This is a genomic window from Streptosporangium sp. NPDC001681, assembly GCF_040298085.1.
In the GTDB taxonomy this organism is placed as follows: domain Bacteria; phylum Actinomycetota; class Actinomycetes; order Streptosporangiales; family Streptosporangiaceae; genus Streptosporangium.
In genome coordinates this window covers 126463-140653 of sequence record NZ_JBEOZN010000003.1, presented here as the reverse complement: position 1 = coordinate 140653, position 14191 = coordinate 126463, and the positions used below count along the sequence as shown (strand labels likewise).

Genomic DNA, 14191 nt, shown 5'->3' with positions numbered 1-14191 from the left:
TCTCTCGCCGAATTCGTCAAGGTTACAGCGTTGTTTTCGAGCACCATGAACCGAAACAAATCACCTTTTAGGCCCTTTTTGCAGATGAATACCCCTATTCTTCATTTCTTGAATATCTGTCATCCGCACAGTCATTGACTCTCATTCGTGCGCCTCCTACGCTCCGGATGGGAGCGCTCCCATGCCGCCTCCGCCCCAGTGGCCGAGCGTGTTCCCCAAGATCGTTCGATGCCAGGAGCGCACACGTGGTCGTCACCGCCCCAATCCCCCCGTGCCTGCGGCAGCCGCCGTCCCCACCGCCGCGAAAGGACCTGGAACTCCTCCTGCTCATCCGGCACTTCGAGCTGACCCTGCTCAGGCTCTTCGAGGCGGGTGAGCTGAGCGGGACCACCCACACCTGCCTGGGCCAGGAGTACATCCCGGTCGCTCTCTCGCCGCTGCTCCGCGATGACGACTTCGTCCTCAGCAACCACCGCGGCCACGGACACTTCCTGGCCAGGTACGCCGAGCCGCACGGACTGCTCGCCGAGATCATGGGTCGCGAGGGCGCGCTCTGCGCCGGGGTCGGCGGCAGCCAGCACGTCTACCACCGCCGCTTCCTGTCCACCGGCGTCCAGGGCGAGAGCCTGCCCGTCGCGGTCGGCGTGGCCCTGAAGCTCACCGAGACGGGCGCGCTCACCTGCGCCTACGTCGGTGACGGCAGCTGGGGCGAGGGGGCGGTCTACGAGGCGCTCAACATCGCGCGGCTCTGGCGGGTCCCGCTGCTGGTCGTCGTCGAGAACAACGGCATCGCCCAGTCCACCCCGACGTCGGCGCAGATGGCCGGGAGCATCGCGGCCCGCGCCGCCGCGTTCGACATCCCGCACCACCGGGTGACCTCCACCGAGGTCGGCGAGATCCGCGCCGAGCTGGCGCCCCTGCTCGGCGTGGTCCGCGGGGAGTCGCGCCCGCTGGTGGTCGAGTTCGTCACCCACCGGATCGGCCCGCACAGCAAGGGCGATGACACCCGCACCCCCGAGGAGATCGCCCTGGCCGCCGGCCACGACTGGTACGCCCGCTATGCGCGGGACTTCCCCGAGCACTTCGCCGCCCTGGACCTGGCGGCCCGCGAGCGGGTCGAGCGGATCGCCGCCGAGGTCGCCGCCCGTCCCCCGTCGGTCTGGGAGCGCCCGTGACCCGCGTCTCCGAGCACCTCAACCGGGCACTGCACGACCTGATGGAGGCCGACCCCCGCGTGCACCTGCTCGGCGAGGACGTCAGCGATCCGTACGGCGGGGCCTTCAAGGTCACCAAGGGCCTGTCCACCCGGTTCGGCCACCGCGTCCGGTCCACCCCGCTGAGCGAGGGGGCGATCGCCGGGATCGGCGCGGGCCTGGCGCTGGCCGGGGACCGCGCGATCGTCGAGATCATGTTCGCCGACTTCGCCGCGCTCGCCTTCGACCAGCTGGTGAACTTCGCCGCCAAGTCCACCTCCATGTACGGCAGGGGGGTCCCCATCCCGCTGGTCGTCCGCTGCCCGTCGGGCGGCAACCGCGGCTACGGCCCCACCCACAGCCAGAGCCCGCAGAAGCACTTCATCGGCGTGCCCGGCCTCTCGCTGTTCGAGATGACCCCCTTCCACGACGCGGGCGAGCTGTTCGCCCTGATGTTCGCCCTGGAACAGCCCTGCCTGTTCTTCGAGGACAAGGTCCTCTACACCCGGCGCATGTACGAGGGCGGTGTCGTGGACGACCTGTTCCGCTACGAGCTGACCGACGGCGTCGCCCGGGTCTTCGTGGACGGCGTGACCGAGCCCGACTGCACGCTGATCGTCCACGGCGGCATGACCCACCGGGCGCTTGACGCCATGCGCGCCCTGCTGATGGAGGAGGACGTGGCCTGCGAGCTGCTGGTTCCCGCGCGGCTCTACCCGCTGCCCACGCTCCCCGGGCTCGACCGCGCCCGGCACGTGTGCGTCGTCGAGGACGGCTCGGAGGGCGGCACCTGGGGCGCCGAGGTGGCGCGGGTGCTCCACCCCCGGCTCTGGTCCACCCTGCGCCGCCCCATCAGCCTCATCAGCGCGGCCGACAGCGTCATCCCGGCCGCCCCCCACCTGGAGCGCGAGATCCTCGTCCAGTCCGGCCGGATCCGGCACGCCGTCGCGGAGGCCCTGTCTTGACCGAGGTCCGGGTACCCAAGCTCAACAACAACGACGCCTCGTACCTGCTGGTGGAGTGGGAGGCGAAGGACGGCCAGGCCGTACGGGCCGGGGAGCCGCTCGCGGTGCTGGAGACCTCCAAGGCGGCCGAGGAGTTGACCGCCGAGTGGGACGGGACGCTGCGGCACCTGCTTCAGGTGGGCGCCGAGTGCTCTCCCGGCCAGGTCATCGCCCGTCTGCTGCCCGACGGCGAGGACCCCGGAGACGATCCCGTACCCGCACCCGCCGAGACCGGCGCGGGGCAGGAGGAGATCGTCATCACCGCCCCCGCCCGGCGGGCCATGAAGGAGTACGGCATCTCCATGGACCAGGTCCGCACCCTCGGCAGGAAGGTGGTCAGGCGGGCCGACCTGGTCCCGCTCCCCACCTCGCGGGCCAGAACGGGCGGCGCGGTGAGCGTCACCCTTCCCCCGGTCGAACCGATGAGGGGTACCGCCCCGCTCATCCCGCCGGACCAGGACGACTCCCAGCTGATCGAGCCGTCCAGGGCACAGCGGCGTACCGCCGAGGTGGTCGAGCGGTCGCACCGGGAGATCCCCGCCTCCTTCACGGTCATGCGGGTGGACGTGACGGACGCGCTGCCGTTCGCCCGGGCGGAGACGAAGCGGCTACGTGCTCTCATCGGCCTGCCCGAGCTGCTCGTCCAGGCGACCGGGCGGCTGCTCGACCGCTTCCCCCTCTTCTTCGCCACACCCGTCGATGGCCGCCGCGCCCGCCGCGCCACGACGGCGGAGGTGGGGGTGACCGTCGACGTCGGAGGCGGCATGTACGTACCGGTGGTGCGCGACGCGGGCCGGCGCCCGCTCGACGAGATCGCCCGCGACCTGGCAGGTTTCCGTAAGACCGCGCTGAGCGGGACCTTCAGGGAACGCGACCTGGTGGGCGGCAACATCATGCTCACCCTGCACACCGACACCTCGGTGATCACCGCGATCCCGATCGTCTTCCCCGGCCAGATCTGCGCGCTCTCCCTCGGCGCCCCGCGCCCCGAGGTGGTGGAGACCCGCGAGGGCGCCTTCGTCACCAGAAAGGTGATCTCCCTCGGCCTCGCCTACGACCACCGCTTCGTCAACGGCCGCGAGGCGGCGGAGTTCCTCGGCGCGCTCAGGGCCGCCCTGGAGAAACCGGGGCTGACGCCCTAACCTGAGCAGAGCTGGGCGCTCAGGGTCTGGCAGGCCCACCGCTCCCAGCGCTCACGCGGCCAGCCGCGCTCGTGCACGAACAGCAGGTACAGCTCGGGGCTGAGCAGGCCGTACAGCAGGTCGGCGGCTTCTTCCACCGACATCTCGGCCCGCGCGCCGGGTTTGCCGACGAGCGCCTTGGCCGCTCTCTGCTGGACGACATGTCGGGGATCGACGTCGTTGGGCCATAGGGCGGCGACCTCGGGGTCGCTCGCGACCGCCGCCTCCAAAACCTTGCCGATCGGCGCGACCCGTTCCAGGACCGAGGTCGTGCCGGCGACGTAGGCGCGCAGCATGTCCTGGGCGGTGCCGGCGGCCAGCGCGCCGGTGTACCACGGCCGGTCCATCGTGGCGACCGGCTCGTCGTCGCCTGCGATGGTGACGTCGACCAGCTCCTTCAGCAGGGTGCGCTTGTTGCCGAAGACGAAGTAGATCGTCTGCACCGCGACCCCGGCCTTGGCGGCGATGTCCTGCAGGTTCGTCGCACCGTAGCCGTCCTGCACGAACAGCTCCAGTGCCGCCTGCAGGATGCGCCGACGCGTCTCCTGCGCCTTTTGTGCCCGCTTGCTCATCCGCTTGACATCGCTCATGGCTAGAGTCTATCTCTAGATTCGATAACTAGAAGTCAACTCTAGAGAGCAGGTCCAGTCATGCCGGTCATCACCGTCACCCGTTTCCAGGCCGACCCCGCCGACGCCGGGCAACTCCGGACCCGGCACGCCGCCCTGGTCTCCGCCACCCGGGCCGCCTTTCCCGGACTCACCGAAGCGCGCCTCGGCCGGCTCGGCGACGAGACGTGGGTGGGCATCTGGCGCTGGGATTCGGCCGCGAGCCTGCGGGCGGCCCGCCAGGCCGTACCCGGCAACGCCGAGGCCACCGCGGCCTTCTCACTGACCCGCGATGCCGCGGTGGAGGACATCGAGGTCCTGGACGAGCACTGATCCCCCGTCCCGGCCCGCGGAAGGGGCCGGGACCCCCATGAGGAGATGACATGATCGAAATCGACGCGTTGACAAAGGTGTACGGGTCGGCGCAGGTCCGAGCGGTCGACGAGGTGTCGCTGCGCATCCCCGCCGGATCGGTCTTCGGCTTCCTGGGACCCAACGGCGCCGGCAAGACCACCACCATCAAGATGCTGGCCGGGCTGCTCACCCCCACCTCGGGCCAGGCCCGGCTGGGCGGCTTCGACGTGGTCCGCCGGCGTTCGGCTGCGATGGCGCAGTTCGGCGCCGTGCTGGAAGGCTCGCGCAACGTCTACTGGAGCCTGTCGGCCTGGCAGAACCTGATGTACTTCGGCCGGCTCAAGGGCTTGCGCAAGGGCCAGGTCGCCGAACGTGCGAAGGGTCTGCTGACCGATCTGGGCCTGTGGGAGCGGCGCGACGACAGGGTCGGCGGCTTCTCGCGCGGCATGCAGCAGAAGGTCGCGATCGCCGTCGCCCTGATCGCCGCCCCGCCGATCGTGCTGCTGGACGAGCCGACGCTCGGCCTCGACGTCGAGGCCACGCGCACCGTCAAGAACTGGATCACCGAGCAGGCCCGCGAGCTCGGCACCACCATCCTGATCACCACGCACCGGCTCGATGTGGCCCAGGAGCTGTGTGACCGGGTGGCCGTCATCCGCCAGGGGCGACTCGTGGCCGACCTGCCCACGCATGAGCTGCTGGCCGGCTTCCGCGAACGCGACAGGTACGAGATCCGCGTCGAGGGAGTGGCGCCACCCGGGTTCGACGCCGTCACCCGCGACGGCGTCACCACGATCAGCGTGCGGGTGAGCGATCCGATTGAGGTGTACGACGTGGTCGAGCGCCTGCGCACGCAGGGGGTCGTCCTGGAGTCGCTGACCCAGGTGCAGCCCGATCTGGAGGATGTGTTCCTCACCCTGGTGAACGAGCCGTCCCATGCTGCTTAACGTCCTGGGCGCGGAGATCGGCAAGGGTCTGCGCGTTCAACTGGCCCACCCGGTCGGACACGTCATCACGCTGCTGATCAGCACCATGATGTACCTCGGCCTGCAGTTCGTCCTGGGCCAGGGCGAGCTGCGCCAGGATCTGCTGCCGCAGACCCTGGTCGCGATCGGCGGCTACTGGTTCCTGCAGTACGCCGGCCTGGTGATGGTGGCCGACCTCATCGAGGAGAAACGCGCCGGCACCTTCGCCCAGGCGCAGATGACCCCGGCGCCGCCGTGGCTGCCGATGCTCGGCCGGCTGATCACCGCCTCGGTGTTCGGACTGGCGGTGGCGGCCGTCGCCTCCCTCGTCCCGATGCTGGTGGCCGGGATCTCGATCCCGCTGCGCTGGGCGGCGCTCCTGCCGGCCGTGCTCCTGGGGGTGAACGTGCTGGCTTTCACGTTCCTGCTGGCGGCCCTCGCGCTGGTCTCCCCGATGATCGGCGCCCTGCAGTCGCTGTTCACCTCGCTGATACTGCTGCTCAACGGCTCGTTCCTGCCGCTGGCCCTCTATCCGGACTGGCTGGCCGTACTGGCCAGAGTCCTGCCCACCACGCTGGGCATCGAGGCGATCACCCAGACGCTGTTCGAGGGCCGGAGGCTGGCCGGGGTCTGGAACGCCGGCACACTGCCCTGGCTGCTCGCCCACACCCTCGCGCTCACCGTCGTCAGCGGCCTGCTGTTCGTCCGCAACCACCGCCGAGCGCTGCAGGAGTCGTCATGACCTTCGCCCGCGGATTCGCCGCCGAGGTCCGCAAGGGCCTGCTCAACCTCGCCGCCGGATGGCGCGAAAGCCTCATCCAGATGATCACGTTCCCGCTGTTCTACCTGCTCATCGTGCTGTTCATGGGGCGTGGGCAGCTACGTGCGGAACTGCTGCTGCCGGTGCTGGTCGGCATGGTGGCGCTGACCTTCATCCATGAGCAGGTCAACCGGGTGTTCTGGAGCTATCTGGGCGACATCCAGTCCGGTGTTCTGGAACAGACCTACCTGACCCCGCTGCCCTCGGCCGCGAGCATCCTCGGCCGTCAGGTGGCCGCCGTGATCTCGGCCTTGCCCACCGCGCTGGCCGTGCTGGCCACCGGCGTCGTCGCCATCACCACTCAGGGCGGGCGGCTGCCCTTCGACGCGCAGGTGATCGTGCCGCTGGCCGCCATCGTGCTGGGTACCTGCGGGCTGGCTCTCATCTTGTGCGGGCTGACCCTGGTGTTCAAACGCATCGAGATCATCACCCAGCTGTCCGTGGCCGTCTACGCCATCGTGGGCGGCACACTGGTCCCCCTGGCCGCCATGCCGGACCCGATCGCCTTCCTCAGCCGGCTGCTGGTGCCCATCGCGCCCGGCATCGAGGCGATGCGCGACATCCTGCTCGGCGGCCACTCCCTGGCCACTCTCCCAACCGGCTGGGGCCTCACGTGGCTGCTGGCCCAGCCGCTGCTCATCACCACCGCCGGGGTGGTCCTGTTCAACCGGCTCGAACACCTCGCCCGGCACCGCGGCACCCTCGGCCGCTACTAGGCCAAGAACCTGAAAGAAAGAGAGCACCTGACGTGAACGTGTTCCTGTGGATTCTGCAGGCCCTCCTGGCCGCCGTCTTCGGCCTGGCCGGGGTCATGCATGCCGGCCGGCCCAGGGAGAAACTGCGCCCCATGCTGCCCTGGGTGGAGGACTTCACCCCCACCCAGATCCGCCTGATCGGCATGGTCGAGCTTCTCGGCGCCCTCGGCCTGCTCCTGCCCGCCCTCACCGGCATCGCCCCGATCCTCACCCCGCTGGCCGCCACCGGCCTGGCCATCACCATGCTCGGCGCCGCAGCCACCCACGCCCGCCGCAAAGAGCCGTCGGCCATCGCCGTCAACGTGGTACTGCTCGCGCTGGCCACTGTCATCGCCTGGGGCCGCTTCGGCCCTCACTCCTTCTGACCCTCCGTCCTGCTCGAGGTCGTGAACGCCTCGAGCAGGACGTCAGCGCAGGTGGGGGGCGCCGCCGACCTGGACGCACTGGCAGGCTCGCCTGTCCTGGATGTCAAGCCGTACCTGGTCGAGTTCGCCCCCGCCCCCGGTCACCCACCAGACTCGTGAGCCACCATCACTTTGGAAATTTCCTCATTGCTACCGGAACCCCGGGAAACGGCGACGTCCGACGCCCCGGCCGCCCCTGCCGCCGGGCGCGATTCCCCAGCGCGAGGTGAAGGTGGGAACATGTCGAGGTCATGAAGCACCCAACGGAAGGCCATGATCGGTGAGGCGGCTACTCACGGTCCTGTTGCTCGCGTGCGCCGCGCTGCTCGGCGCGGTCACCCCGGCGCAGGCCCACAACGTGCTGATCGACAGCGACCCCAGGGACGGTGCCGAGCTGGCCACCGGACCCGAGACGATCACGCTCACCTTCGACCAGCCTGTCCGGCAGGGCTTCGCGCAGATCAGCGTGACCGGTCCCGACGGCACGCGGTGGGAGGACGGCAAGACGGCGGTCGACAGGGCGAAGGCCAGCGTCCGGGTGAAGGCCCTCGGCCCCGCCGGGGAGTACGTGGTGGGCTACCGGATCCTCTCCGCCGACGGCCATCCGGTCTCCAGCAAGATCACCTTCACCCTGACGGCACCCGGCCCGGCCTCCTCGGAGCAGGCCGGCACCGAGCAGGCGCCTGCGGACCCGGCACCCACGGACCCGGCGCCGACGGACCCGGCCGCCGCGGCCCAGGGCCCCGATCTGGGCGCCCAGGCCACCGAGGCCGCGCAGAACGGCGGGGCCGGGATGGCGGTGCTGTGGATCGCCGCCTCCATCGTCCTGCTCGGCGGGGCCACCGTCGTGGCGATGCGCCGTACGAAGGAGGGGGGCGCGAGATGACCGTGACCACCGAGCGGGTCCCCGAGGCCGGCACCGCCAGGAGGCTGGTGGCCGGCGGGTTCGTGTCGGGGGCCGTGCTGGCGGTGCTGGCCGCGACCGCGTTCACCGCGCAGGAGGCGGTGCCGGGAATCGTCATCCCCGGGCCGCTGGTGGAGTACGGCCTGCCGGTGCTGCGGGTGCTGCTGGACCTGGCGACGGTGGCGGTGGTCGGGCTGAGCCTGCTGCCGAAGATGCTCGGGTTCGACGACCCCGAACGGACCGAACCGGTGATGCGCCGGGCGCGGCCGATGGCCGTGACCTTCGCCTGGGCGTGGGCGCTGCTGGCACTGGTCATCATCGTCTTCCAGACGGCCGAGCTGAACCCCGGGCTGATCCCCACTCCGTCGATGATCGCCGAGTACGTCGACGGCGTCGGCGCCGGGCAGGGCATGCTCTTCACCGCCGCCTGCGCGCTCTCCTACGCCGGGATCGGGCTGCTGGCCGTGCGGTACGGCGAGAAGGTCCCCGCCGAGCTGCGGATCGTGATCGCCTTCTTCGGGCTGCTGCCGATCCCGGTCACCGGCCACGCCGTCGACTCGGTCTGGCACGACCCCATCATGATCTCAATGGAGCTGCACGTGATGGGCGCGGCGGCCTGGACCGGCGGCCTGCTCACGATCATCCTGCTGGTCGCCGCGGACCGGGAGCTGCTGGCGCGGGTGCTGCCGAAGTTCTCCAGGCTGGCCACCCTGGCGCTGGTCCTGGTCAGCGTCTCCGGGCTGGTGAACGGGCTCGCCACGATGGCCCTCACCCCCGGGGTGGAGCTGCCGGGGGCGCTGCTGAGCGGTGAGTACGGCCCGCTGGTGGTGGCCAAGGTCGCCTGCGTGGCGCTGCTGATCCCCTTCGCCGCCCACATCCGTTTCCGCCTGCTGCCGCACATCGCGGAGCGGCGGGCGACGGCGGTCGTCGCGTGGGCGGCGGCCGAGATCACCGTGATGGGGCTCGCCTACGGGGTGGCGGTGGCGCTGACCACGGCCTCCCTGTCCTGAGCCCGGAGCGTGTAGCGGCCGCACGCCCATTCGGCCGCCAGCCACAGGACGGCGAGTCCCGCCCCCCCGATCAGCATGGTCGCGGGGGGCACCAGCGGGGGCGCCATGAGCATCTCGTGCTGGAGGCGGAGCGCCTGGTCGACGATGAGGGTGACGCCGAGCGCGCCGACCAGCGCCCTGATCACGGGCATCCTGATCAGGAACGCCAGGTCGACGGCGAGCGCCCCGGCGATCAGGAAGATCGGCACCGCCGAGTGCGGGAAGTCGGCGACCGCGAGCAGGGGCCAGATCAGGGCGCGGAAGGCCACGTAGGCGCCAACCACCGCGGTGGCGGAGAACATCCGGCCGATCATCGCCCGGGCGCAGACGGCCACCAGCATGGCGGCGATCACGGCGTAGAGCGGGTAGAGCTGGTCGGGCACGGGCAGCGTGAAGTGGAGCGCCACCGCCCTGTCGTCCACCGGCAGGCCGATCTGGTCGGCGGCGAACCTGATCAGGATCGGTTCCGCGTCCGGCTCGCCCCTGTCCCAGGCGGCGAGGCCGTAGACCCCGTACTCCTGGTGCTGTTCCGGGAACCAGACGTTCTCGAAGAGGAAGACGAAGAGCCCGCCGAGGACCAGCGTGCGCGTCCGGCCGGGAACCGCCCGGATGAACCAGCCCCAGAGGACGCCGCAGACCATGAAGAGCGTGCCGATGTAGAGCATCAGGTGGGACGGGCTCCACGAGGTGATGTCGAGCCCGTTGACCCGGTGGTTGATCAGGTCGAGCGGTACCGCGATCAGGAAGACCGCCGTGCCCCAGGTGATGAGGCGCTGCGCGAGCTTGTCGACGCCGTAACCGGTGTAGATGTGGATGATGGTGAGCGCGAGGGCGATGGCGGTGCCGACACTGTTGAGCAGGTGCGGCGGGGCCAGGTCGTCACGGAGCCATTTGAAGTGCCAGGAGACGTCCCAGGACGCCCCGAGCACCTTGAAGGAGAAAGCCACCAGCCACCCGAAGTAGAGGAGCCTGAACAGGTCCTCCGGGGTCTCCCTGCCGGCCTTTCCTCGCGTCCAATACGGCAGAGCCCACTCGATGACCGGAGTGGCTCTTCTTCGGAGGCTTTCTACTGGCTTCACGTGTCGAAATGATGCCGCCCTCCACCTCAGTCCGCAATCAGGGACATCCCCGAGCCATCGGGGCGACCGTCACCCTTCCGGCACAGGTGATCATCCTTGCTCGGATGACCGGCGGGGACGCTCCTGAGAGTCGTCTCAGGAGCATCTCAGCTTGGATCAGTAAGCTCACGCCGTGACATCCCTCCCTCTTTCGAAGGGAGGGGATTCCCACGCTCAAGGAGAACTGGTGAAACGTGGGGCAAGGTCGGCCACCTGGATCGCGGTGGTCACCGTGCTGGCCGTCGGCGTCGTGGCCTGGCTGGTCTGGCCGTCCGCACCGGACGTACGGGCCCAGGAGCAGATGATCACAGTGCTCGACGGGCCGGGCGACGACCAGCGGGTCACCCTGGACGCGAGTTTCTTCCCTCCCGCCGGAGGCGGCAGGGCTCCGGCGGTGCTGCTCGCGCACGGCTTCGGCGGCAGCAAGCAGAGCGTCAGGGACGCCGCGGTGCGGCTGGCCCAGGACGGTTACGCCGTGCTGACCTGGTCGGCGCGGGGCTTCGGCCGCTCCTCGGGGCAGATCGCGCTGAACTCCCCCGACTACGAGGTCAAGGACGTGCGCCAGCTGGTCGACTGGGTCGCGAAGCGGCCCGAGGTCCGGCTCGACGCGGCGGGCGACCCGCGGGTGGGCATCGCGGGCGGCTCGTACGGCGGGGCCATCGCGCTGATGGCCGCCGCCCACGACCCCAGGATCGACGCGATCGTCCCGCAGATCACCTGGTACGACCTGGCCGACGCGCTGTTCCCCGACGCCACCGGGCAGGGGCCCCAGAACGGGGTGTTCAAGCGCATGTGGGCCGGGCTCTTCTTCAGCAGGGGCGGCCCCGCACCGGCCGCCCTCGGCCCCGGCCGGGGGGACGACGAAGGCGAGGAGCGGCCGCTCACCGCCGAGGAGGTGCGCTGCGGCCGGTTCCTGCCGGAGATCTGCGACATGTACCAGCAGGTGGCCCAGAGCGGCCGGGCGACGGCGAGCGCGGTGGAGACGCTGCGCAGGTCGAGCCCGATCTCGGTGCCCGGGAAGATCAGGATTCCGACGCTGCTGCTGCAGGGACAGCGCGACTCGCTGTTCCCGCTGGGCCACGCGGACGCCAACGCCAAGGCCATCGCCGCCACCGGCGCCCCGGTACAGGTCGCCTGGTTCGACGGCGGCCACGACGGCGGCAACGGCGAGGTCGACTGGCTGCACGAAAGGACGCTCGGCTGGTTCGATCGCTACCTGAAGGAGACCGGCGACGCGGCTCAGGCCGGCGGCGCCTTCACGGTCACCCGCAACGGCGGCCGCGACCCCGGCACCCGCCAACCGATCCAGCTGCACGCCACGGCCGACCGCTACCCCGGGCTGTCGGGCAGCGGCCAGACCTCCGTACCGCTCAGCGGCCCCGACCAGTCGGTGGCCACCCCGCCCGGCGGCTCTCCCTCCTCGATCTCCGCGGTGCCCGGCTTCGGCGGCCTCGGCGGTGGCTCAGGCGTGAACCTGTCCATCGACATGACGGGGCAGAGCGCCGTCTTCGACTCCGCCCCGCTGACCACCCCGCTCCAGGTCACCGGCAGCTCGACGGTACGGGTCCGGGTGACCTCGGAACCCGCGCCCGACGCGCGGACCGGGAGCGACGGGGCGAAGAGCCCGGCGGGCGAGGTCACCCTGTTCGCCAAGCTCTACGACGTCGCGGGCGCGACCCAGGCGCCGATCCTGCCCGAGGGGCTCGTCGCCCCGCTCAGGATCGCGATCGGTGCGGACGGCTCGGGCGAGGCCACGGTGACCCTGCCCGCCATCGACCACAGATTCGACGTCGGGCACCGGCTGCGGGTCGCGTTCACCACCACCGACCTGGCCTACAGCACCCCGGCGGCCCCGGCCGTCCACAAGGTCGCCCTGGCCTCGCCGGCCGTGACCGTCCCCACCCACGCCACCCTGCGCACCCCGCAGACCGGCCCCGCCTGGTGGATCTGGGCGCTGCCGCTGGCATCCCTCGTCGTCGCGGCCGTCCTGTTGCTCGCCGGGCGCCGCCGCACCGTCGACGAGCACGATCCCGAACTGGACTCCGTACCGCTGCGGATCAGTGGGCTGACCAAGGCGTACCGGAACGGCGAGCGCGCGGTGGACGACCTGTCGTTCACCGTGGAGCACGGCCAGGTGCTCGGCCTGCTCGGCCCCAACGGGGCGGGCAAGACCACCACCCTGCGCATGCTGATGGGCCTGATCCGGCCCGACGGCGGCGAGATCCGGATCTTCGGTCACCGGGTCGTGCCCGGCGCCCCGGTCCTGTCCAGGCTCGGCTCGTTCGTCGAGGGCCCGGGTTTCCTGCCGCATCTCAACGGCCACGAGAACCTGGAGCTGTACTGGAAGGCGACCGGGCGGCCCGCCGAGGACGCCAGGTTCGCCGAGGCCCTGGAGATCGCCGGGCTCGGCAAGGCCCTGGACCGCGCCGTCCGCACCTACTCCCAGGGCATGCGCCAGCGCCTGGCCATCGCCCAGGCCATGCTCGGCCTGCCCGACCTGCTGGTACTGGACGAGCCCACCAACGGGCTCGACCCGCCCCAGATCCGCGAGATGCGCGAGGTCCTGATCCGCTACGCGGAGGGAGGCCGCACCGTCATCGTCTCCAGCCACCTGCTGTCGGAGGTCGAGCAGACCTGCAGCCACGCGGTGGTCATGCACCGCGGGCGCCTGGTCACCGCCGGGACCGTGAGCGAGCTGCTGGCCAGCCACACCCCGGTCAACGGCTCGGGTACCCGCCTGGAGGACGTCTTCCTGGACCTGATCGGAAACAAGGCATGAGCGACTCCAACGCCGCCCTCACCACCCCGACCGGCTCGGCGCGCGGGTACGCGCCGGGGCGCACGTTGCCGCTCGCCGTGGAGATCGTCCGGCAGTTCAAGCGGCGCCGCACGCTGGTCGTGTTCGGCCTGCTGCTCGCGCTGCCATGGATCCTGGTGATCTCCTTCAAGTTCGGCGCCGGGCCCGGGCAGTCAGGCGCCACCGGGCTGCGCGTCGTCGACCTGGCCACCCAGGGCGGGCTGAACTTCGCGGCGTTCGCCCTGTTGACGTCGGCGAACTTCCTGCTGGCCGTCGCGGTGGCGCTGTTCTGCGGCGACAGCGTGGCCAGCGAGGCCAGCTGGTCGTCGCTGCGCTACCTGCTGGCCGCCCCGATCCCGCGCGACCGGCTGCTGCGGCAGAAGCTGATCGTCGCGATGGGCTACTCGGCGGCGGCGGTGATCTGCCTGCCGGTGATGGCGTTGCTGGCCGGCACCCTCGCCTTCGGCTGGAACGACGTCCGGGTGCCGCAGACCGGCGAGACGATCGCCGCGCTGGACGTGCTGCCCCGGTTCGGGGTGGTGGTCGGCTATGTCCTGGTCAGCCAGTTCGTGGTCGCGGCCCTGGCCTTCCTGCTCTCGGTCAGCACCGACTCCCCGCTGGGCGCGGTCGGCGGGGCGGTCGGCCTGGTGATCGTCAGTAACATCCTGCAGGCGGTCGAGGCGCTCGGCTCGCTCAGGGAGTTCCTGCCGACGTTCTGGAGCAACGCGTGGCTGGACGCCCTGGCGGCCCAGCCCTCGTACGAGGGCATGCTCAAGGGGGTGGCCGTCTCGGTCACCTACTCGGTGATCATGATCGCGTTCGCCTTCCGCCGCTTCCGGAGCAAGGACGTGGTCTCCTAGCCCCAGTGCGGGGGGCGCTCCTCGATCAGGCGGGCGTCGTCGTCGGCCTCGCGCCACTCGCTCCAGCCGACGTCGGTGTCGTCGGCGGTCTGGTCGGGCAGGACCGGCAGGCCGTCGTCGGCGAGGTCGACGGGACGCAGGTCATCGGGACGCAGGTCATCGGGTTCGAGCACTGTCAC

The 14191-nt window shown here is 70.8% G+C and carries 16 protein-coding genes; 13 read left to right on the top strand and 3 right to left on the bottom strand.

The genetic code is table 11. The features are described from left to right. The first annotated feature begins 245 nt into the window (after nucleotides 1-245). The 3 genes from ABT130_RS02375 to ABT130_RS02365 are packed head-to-tail and all read left to right on the top strand — an operon-like array spanning nucleotide 246 to nucleotide 3339. Nucleotides 246-1175 (top strand): thiamine pyrophosphate-dependent dehydrogenase E1 component subunit alpha, encoded by a 930-nt coding sequence (locus ABT130_RS02375; protein WP_350952145.1) that lies wholly within the window; start codon nucleotides 246-248, stop codon nucleotides 1173-1175. After that, complete coding sequence (locus tag ABT130_RS02370) at nucleotides 1172-2158, top strand: alpha-ketoacid dehydrogenase subunit beta (RefSeq protein ID WP_350952143.1); 987 nt, start codon at nucleotides 1172-1174, stop codon at nucleotides 2156-2158. The genes ABT130_RS02375 and ABT130_RS02370 overlap by 4 nt, the downstream gene beginning before the upstream one ends. Then, nucleotides 2155-3339: a 2-oxo acid dehydrogenase subunit E2 gene (locus tag ABT130_RS02365; protein ID WP_350952141.1), complete on the top strand. Its 1185-nt coding sequence runs from the start codon at nucleotides 2155-2157 to the stop codon at nucleotides 3337-3339. The genes ABT130_RS02370 and ABT130_RS02365 overlap by 4 nt, the downstream gene beginning before the upstream one ends. Here ABT130_RS02365 and ABT130_RS02360 read toward each other — a convergent pair. After that, nucleotides 3336-3968: a TetR/AcrR family transcriptional regulator gene (locus ABT130_RS02360; protein WP_350952139.1), complete on the bottom strand. Its 633-nt coding sequence runs from the start codon at nucleotides 3966-3968 to the stop codon at nucleotides 3336-3338. The two genes, ABT130_RS02365 and ABT130_RS02360, sit on opposite strands and share 4 nt — an antisense overlap. Nucleotides 3969-4028: 60 nt before the next feature. On the opposite strand from ABT130_RS02360, the gene ABT130_RS02355 reads away from it, so the two are divergent. From ABT130_RS02355 to ABT130_RS02320, 8 genes are all read left to right on the top strand, one after another. Continuing rightward, on the top strand, nucleotides 4029-4319 hold the full coding sequence (locus tag ABT130_RS02355; RefSeq protein ID WP_350952137.1) for an antibiotic biosynthesis monooxygenase: 291 nt from the start codon (nucleotides 4029-4031) through the stop codon (nucleotides 4317-4319). A 50-nt stretch (nucleotides 4320-4369) separates the two neighbouring features. Beyond that, nucleotides 4370-5287, top strand: a complete 918-nt coding sequence (locus ABT130_RS02350) for an ABC transporter ATP-binding protein (RefSeq protein ID WP_350952135.1) — start codon at nucleotides 4370-4372, stop codon at nucleotides 5285-5287. Next, complete coding sequence (locus ABT130_RS02345) at nucleotides 5277-6047, top strand: ABC transporter permease (protein WP_350952133.1); 771 nt, start codon at nucleotides 5277-5279, stop codon at nucleotides 6045-6047. The genes ABT130_RS02350 and ABT130_RS02345 overlap by 11 nt, the downstream gene beginning before the upstream one ends. Then, on the top strand, nucleotides 6044-6841 hold the full coding sequence (locus ABT130_RS02340; RefSeq protein ID WP_350952131.1) for an ABC transporter permease: 798 nt from the start codon (nucleotides 6044-6046) through the stop codon (nucleotides 6839-6841). Before ABT130_RS02345 ends, ABT130_RS02340 begins: the two co-directional genes overlap by 4 nt. 32 nt (nucleotides 6842-6873) lie before the next feature. After that, nucleotides 6874-7245: a DoxX family protein gene (locus ABT130_RS02335; protein ID WP_350952129.1), complete on the top strand. Its 372-nt coding sequence runs from the start codon at nucleotides 6874-6876 to the stop codon at nucleotides 7243-7245. A 21-nt stretch (nucleotides 7246-7266) separates the two neighbouring features. Beyond that, on the top strand, nucleotides 7267-7404 hold the full coding sequence (locus ABT130_RS02330) for a hypothetical protein (RefSeq protein WP_350952127.1): 138 nt from the start codon (nucleotides 7267-7269) through the stop codon (nucleotides 7402-7404). 160 nt (nucleotides 7405-7564) lie between these two features. After that, entirely contained in the window at nucleotides 7565-8170 is a 606-nt protein-coding gene (locus ABT130_RS02325) for a copper resistance CopC family protein (protein WP_350952125.1), read from the top strand. Continuing rightward, nucleotides 8167-9198: a CopD family protein gene (locus ABT130_RS02320; protein WP_350952123.1), complete on the top strand. Its 1032-nt coding sequence runs from the start codon at nucleotides 8167-8169 to the stop codon at nucleotides 9196-9198. The genes ABT130_RS02325 and ABT130_RS02320 overlap by 4 nt, the downstream gene beginning before the upstream one ends. Here ABT130_RS02320 and ABT130_RS02315 read toward each other — a convergent pair. Beyond that, nucleotides 9156-10316: a hypothetical protein gene (locus ABT130_RS02315; RefSeq protein WP_350952121.1), complete on the bottom strand. Its 1161-nt coding sequence runs from the start codon at nucleotides 10314-10316 to the stop codon at nucleotides 9156-9158. The two genes, ABT130_RS02320 and ABT130_RS02315, sit on opposite strands and share 43 nt — an antisense overlap. 226 nt (nucleotides 10317-10542) lie before the next feature. On the opposite strand from ABT130_RS02315, the gene ABT130_RS02310 reads away from it, so the two are divergent. Together ABT130_RS02310 and ABT130_RS02305 are read left to right on the top strand one after the other, a co-directional pair. After that, nucleotides 10543-13134: a CocE/NonD family hydrolase gene (locus ABT130_RS02310; RefSeq protein WP_350952119.1), complete on the top strand. Its 2592-nt coding sequence runs from the start codon at nucleotides 10543-10545 to the stop codon at nucleotides 13132-13134. Then, entirely contained in the window at nucleotides 13131-14012 is an 882-nt protein-coding gene (locus ABT130_RS02305; RefSeq protein ID WP_350952117.1) for an ABC transporter permease, read from the top strand. The genes ABT130_RS02310 and ABT130_RS02305 overlap by 4 nt, the downstream gene beginning before the upstream one ends. Here ABT130_RS02305 and ABT130_RS02300 read toward each other — a convergent pair. Then, nucleotides 14009-14191, bottom strand: coding sequence for a hypothetical protein (locus tag ABT130_RS02300; RefSeq protein WP_030918684.1), 183 nt, complete (start codon nucleotides 14189-14191; stop codon nucleotides 14009-14011). The genes ABT130_RS02305 and ABT130_RS02300 overlap by 4 nt on opposite strands.

Excerpts from the sequence above, each read along its gene's own strand:
- ABT130_RS02345 (WP_350952133.1), top strand. The coding sequence starts at position 5,277 with ATGCTGCTTAACGTCCTGGGCGCGGAGATCGGCAAGGGTCTGCGCGTT.
- ABT130_RS02340 (WP_350952131.1), top strand. The coding sequence starts at position 6,044 with ATGACCTTCGCCCGCGGATTCGCCGCCGAGGTCCGCAAGGGCCTGCTC.
- ABT130_RS02350 (WP_350952135.1), top strand. The coding sequence starts at position 4,370 with ATGATCGAAATCGACGCGTTGACAAAGGTGTACGGGTCGGCGCAGGTC.
- ABT130_RS02360 (WP_350952139.1), bottom strand. The coding sequence starts at position 3,968 with ATGAGCGATGTCAAGCGGATGAGCAAGCGGGCACAAAAGGCGCAGGAG.
- ABT130_RS02355 (WP_350952137.1), top strand. The coding sequence starts at position 4,029 with ATGCCGGTCATCACCGTCACCCGTTTCCAGGCCGACCCCGCCGACGCC.
- ABT130_RS02305 (WP_350952117.1), top strand. The coding sequence starts at position 13,131 with ATGAGCGACTCCAACGCCGCCCTCACCACCCCGACCGGCTCGGCGCGC.
- ABT130_RS02320 (WP_350952123.1), top strand. The coding sequence starts at position 8,167 with ATGACCGTGACCACCGAGCGGGTCCCCGAGGCCGGCACCGCCAGGAGG.